This is a genomic window from Geodermatophilus marinus (assembly GCF_003428645.1).
Classification (GTDB): domain Bacteria; phylum Actinomycetota; class Actinomycetes; order Mycobacteriales; family Geodermatophilaceae; genus Geodermatophilus.
In genome coordinates, this window is record NZ_QVQH01000057.1 from 1 (window position 1) to 3578 (window position 3578).

General features: G+C 72.6%; 3 protein-coding genes. 1 reads left to right on the forward strand and 2 read right to left on the reverse strand.

Features of this window, described 5'->3' with window-relative positions; genetic code table 11:
- Nucleotides 1-212: 212 nt before the first annotated feature.
- Entirely contained in the window at nt 213-281 is a 69-nt protein-coding gene (locus D0Z06_RS26650; protein WP_233517950.1) for an excalibur calcium-binding domain-containing protein, read from the reverse strand.
- Entirely contained in the window at nt 268-2118 is a 1851-nt protein-coding gene (locus tag D0Z06_RS27020) for an HNH endonuclease family protein (protein WP_304999769.1), read from the reverse strand. Before D0Z06_RS27020 ends, D0Z06_RS26650 begins: the two co-directional genes overlap by 14 nt.
- Nucleotides 2119-2353: 235 nt before the next feature.
- Here D0Z06_RS27020 and D0Z06_RS24950 point away from each other — a divergent pair, with 235 nt between their 5' ends.
- A complete protein-coding gene (locus D0Z06_RS24950; protein ID WP_117380236.1) occupies nt 2354-3469 on the forward strand; it encodes a DUF4236 domain-containing protein in 1116 nt (371 codons plus the stop codon).
- Nucleotides 3470-3578: the final 109 nt, after the last annotated feature.

Below are 3578 nucleotides of genomic sequence, written 5' to 3' on the forward strand. Positions count from 1 at the left end.
CACAGATACCGCTACCGAGGCCGCCGGAACGTGTAGTGACACGCCCCTGTCTCCCGCCGAGGCACATCTCCGCAGGTCAACGCACGAATTCGCCCATCTCGTCGACCTACGAACTGCGGAACCCGGGAGAGGCGGCCTAGCCGATTGCGCTGCCCCAGAGAGATGGCCCACTCGCAGCCGCCCCTGGCCGTCACGGTCAGGCACTGGGTCTGTTATTCGCAGCCGACGCCGTCATTGTCGCGGTCGAACTTCTGCTGCCATCCAAGGTCACCCGGATAAATGGGAGCGGCACCGGCGGCACGAACGGCGTCGCAGTTCTGGTAGTAGACACTCGCGGGAGGAGCCGGAGCGGGTGCCGGAGCCGGAGCGGGCGCAGGCGCCGGTGCCGGTGCGGGAGCCGGTGCCCGGAGCGGGGGCGGGAGCCGGGGCTGGAGTCGGAGCGGGGGCGGGAGCCGGGGCTGGAGCAGGCGCCGGAGCCGGAGCGGGGGCGGGAGCCGGGGCTGGAGCAGGTGCGGGCTCGCGTTCCGGCAGGTCGACCACCACGCCGGCCGGCAGCGGCTGGGCAGGACAGGTGGTGAGCACGGTGGCGATGGCGTTGCGCTCGGCCTGGGTCATCCACAGGCCGTAGGTCGCCTTCACCGCCACCTGCCGGGCCACGTACTCGCAGCGGTAGCCGCGGGCCGGGGGCAGCCAGGTGGCGGCGTCCCCGTCGCCCTTCTGCATGTTCAGCGGCCCGTCGACGGCGAGCAGGTTCAGCGGGTCGTTGGCGAAGGCGGTGCGCCGGGCGGTGTCCCAGCCCTGGGCGCCCTTCTGCCAGGCGTCGGAGAGCGCGACGACGTGGTCGATCTGCACGTCGTCGCTGGTGGCCTGGCCGCGCTGGAAGGCGATGGTGCGCCCGGAGTAGGGGTCGGCCAGCGTGCCGGTGAGGACGGTGCAGTTGCCGGTGCCGGGCCGGAACGTCTCCCCCGCAAGGTCGCGGGCCAGCATGTCGTTGCGGGTGTCGCAGCCATTGCGGTCGGTGTCAACCCAGCCGGAGCCGAACAAATCCCGGTCATAGCCAGTGCGCGGGGCGCGGCCCTTGGTCTCGATCGCGGCCAGGGCGGCTAGGGCGGTGGTGGGCTCGGCGGCCTCGACGGCAGCCTGCGCGGCCTCATCGGTCAGCAGGCCGGTGACCGGGTTGACCCGGCTGTTGGGCCGCTCGCTGGTCTCGGCTTCGGCCAGGGACCGCTCGGCGGCGGCGATGTCGGCTTCCGAGGTCGCGGAGGAGGAGGCCGGGGACGGCGATGAGGACCTGGCAGGCGTTGAGGTCTCAGCCGGGGCGCTCTGCGCGACTGGCTCGGTCGACGTCGGGACGAGCGATCCGCCGGCGATGAACAGCACCAGGCCGCCGGTAGCTACCGCGCCGCCGATGCCACGGGAGGCGATGTGGGCCCAGGCAACCTGACCGCGGATGAGCGCGACTGCGCCGACGATCAGAACGGCGAGCCCGCCCAGAACTAGCGCGCCGCCAACCTCGCCTGCCAGGGCAGCGACCAGCACGACGAGGACCAGGCAGACCGCGGCCATGACCAGCGCGCGCTGCCGCGGAGGCCCCTGTCCCGGGGCGCGCCCAGGAGGTGTGAACGGCGCCCGAGGCCCCGGCTGTAGGGGCGGGAGGGGGCTGGCTGCCGGCTGTCCCTCCCAGGGGGGCCGCGGCCGGCTTCGTGGGGCCGGTGCGGGCGGCGGGCTCGAGGCGGGCGGCGCGCTGGGCTGGCCTGCGGGCGGCACGCCGGGGGCCGCACTGGTGCTCGGGATGCCGGTGGCAGCGACCGCGGCGAAGGTGTCGAGCGTCTGCAGCTCGACAGTGCCCAGCGGGAACTGCACATCGCGCATGGTCGAAACCGCGCCCGGCAGGGAGGCGGCGAAGGCACGGAGCTGCTGGCCGTTGACAATCAGGCGGCTGCTCTCCAGGTACAGGGTGACCGTGCGGCCCTGCGGAGACCCCGGGTCGAGGATCAGCCGCAGGTACCGGGTCGGGCCGGTGCCGCCGGGGGGAACCAGGCGGTAGCCCAGCTGCACCGCCCGCCCGGCGGCCTGGCGCATCAGCGTGTGCCCGGACTTCGCCTCGTGCTCCGTCAAGATGGCTTCAACAGCTGGCTCGAACACTGCGCCCCCGTGTGCTTCCCGGTTTGCCGCCCTGGTCGGCCGGTGCGCCGCCAGTGGTCTCCGGCGCGACACGATCATGACCGCGGTCCGGCCAGTCTGGACCAGGTGGTTGCTCTACGGAAGCATCCAGCTACATCGTCGTCGCGGGCCCACTGTCGCAGCCTCCTGGGCCGTCGGTCCCTACGGCTCAGCGCACGTCAGGAGAGGCATGGGTTTCTCGGTCAAGATCGCCCCCGGCGTCCGGGTGCGCGCATCCAGCCGCGGCATCCGGACCAGCATCGGCCCGCGCGCGGCCCGGCTGCACGTCGGCGGTGGCCGCACCGGGTTCTCCACCGGGATGGGCCCGGTCGGTTACTACACCTCCCTGGGCGGGAGCGGCCGCCGGCAGCGCCCTGCGGGCCGCCGCCCGTCGGCTGGCTCCTACCAGCGCCAGCTCACCGTCAGCCCCGCGGCGGCCGCCAAAGCCGACAAAGCCCGGCGGCTCTCCCAGCACTTCCAGGCGCTGCTGAACGTCCATCGCGAGACCTTCGAGCCGGCCCAGCCGCCCATCGCACCGGCTCCGCCCGCGCCGGACGCCGAGGCCATCCGCGCTCACCACCGCCAGGCCGCCCTCGCCGGGATCGGCCTATTCAAGAGACGTGAGCGTGCCGCTGCACTCGAGCGGGCCGACCGGGCCGCCGAGGCCCAGCTGCAGGCCCAGAGGGCCGAGGCCCACCGGATGCAGGCGGCCTACCAGGCCGAGCTGGACGCCTGGTGGGCGGCGCTGCTGCGCAACGAGCCCGACACCGTCATCGGCACCCTAGCCGAAGCCTTCGAGGACAACGAGGCCGCCGCAGCCCCACTCGGAGTCGACGGGGACGAGGTATCGGTCGTCGTCCTGGCCCCGCCCGAGTCGATCGTTCCCGAGCGCATGCCCGGCACCACGGCCAGCGGCAACCTCAGCCTGCGCAAGCTTCCCAAGGGCGAACGGGCCGCCCTATACACCCAGGCAGTCATGGGCCACGCCTTGGCGACCATGAAGGAGGCCCTAGCCGTCGCCCCCGGCATCCAGCAGGTCCGACTCATCGCCCTGCGCTACGCCGGCACCGACGCCTATGGCCAGCCGAAGATGGATTGCCTGTTGGCCGGACGCTGGACCCGACAAGGGCTCCGTGGCGTCGCGTGGGCAACCGCCGACGCCGCCACTGTCGCCGAGGACACCGCCGCTGAACTGCTGGCGAAGCTGCGAGCCGGTAAGGAGCTGCAGCCGTTGGACCTCAGTTCACATCCCCAGCTGCAGCAGCTGCTAAAGGTTGTGGACATCGAGCCCGAGTTCCGCAGTTGATGGGCACACGAGGCGGGTAGCGCGGACGAAGGTGCTGGTCGAGCGGGCGTAGCGTTCCCGACGGGCGTGAATGTGTAGGTACACGTTTGGGCCGCTGAGGGCTTGCTCT

Coding starts and splice junctions, on each gene's coding strand:
- D0Z06_RS24950 (WP_117380236.1), top strand. CDS start 2,354: ATGGGTTTCTCGGTCAAGATCGCCCCCGGCGTCCGGGTGCGCGCATCC.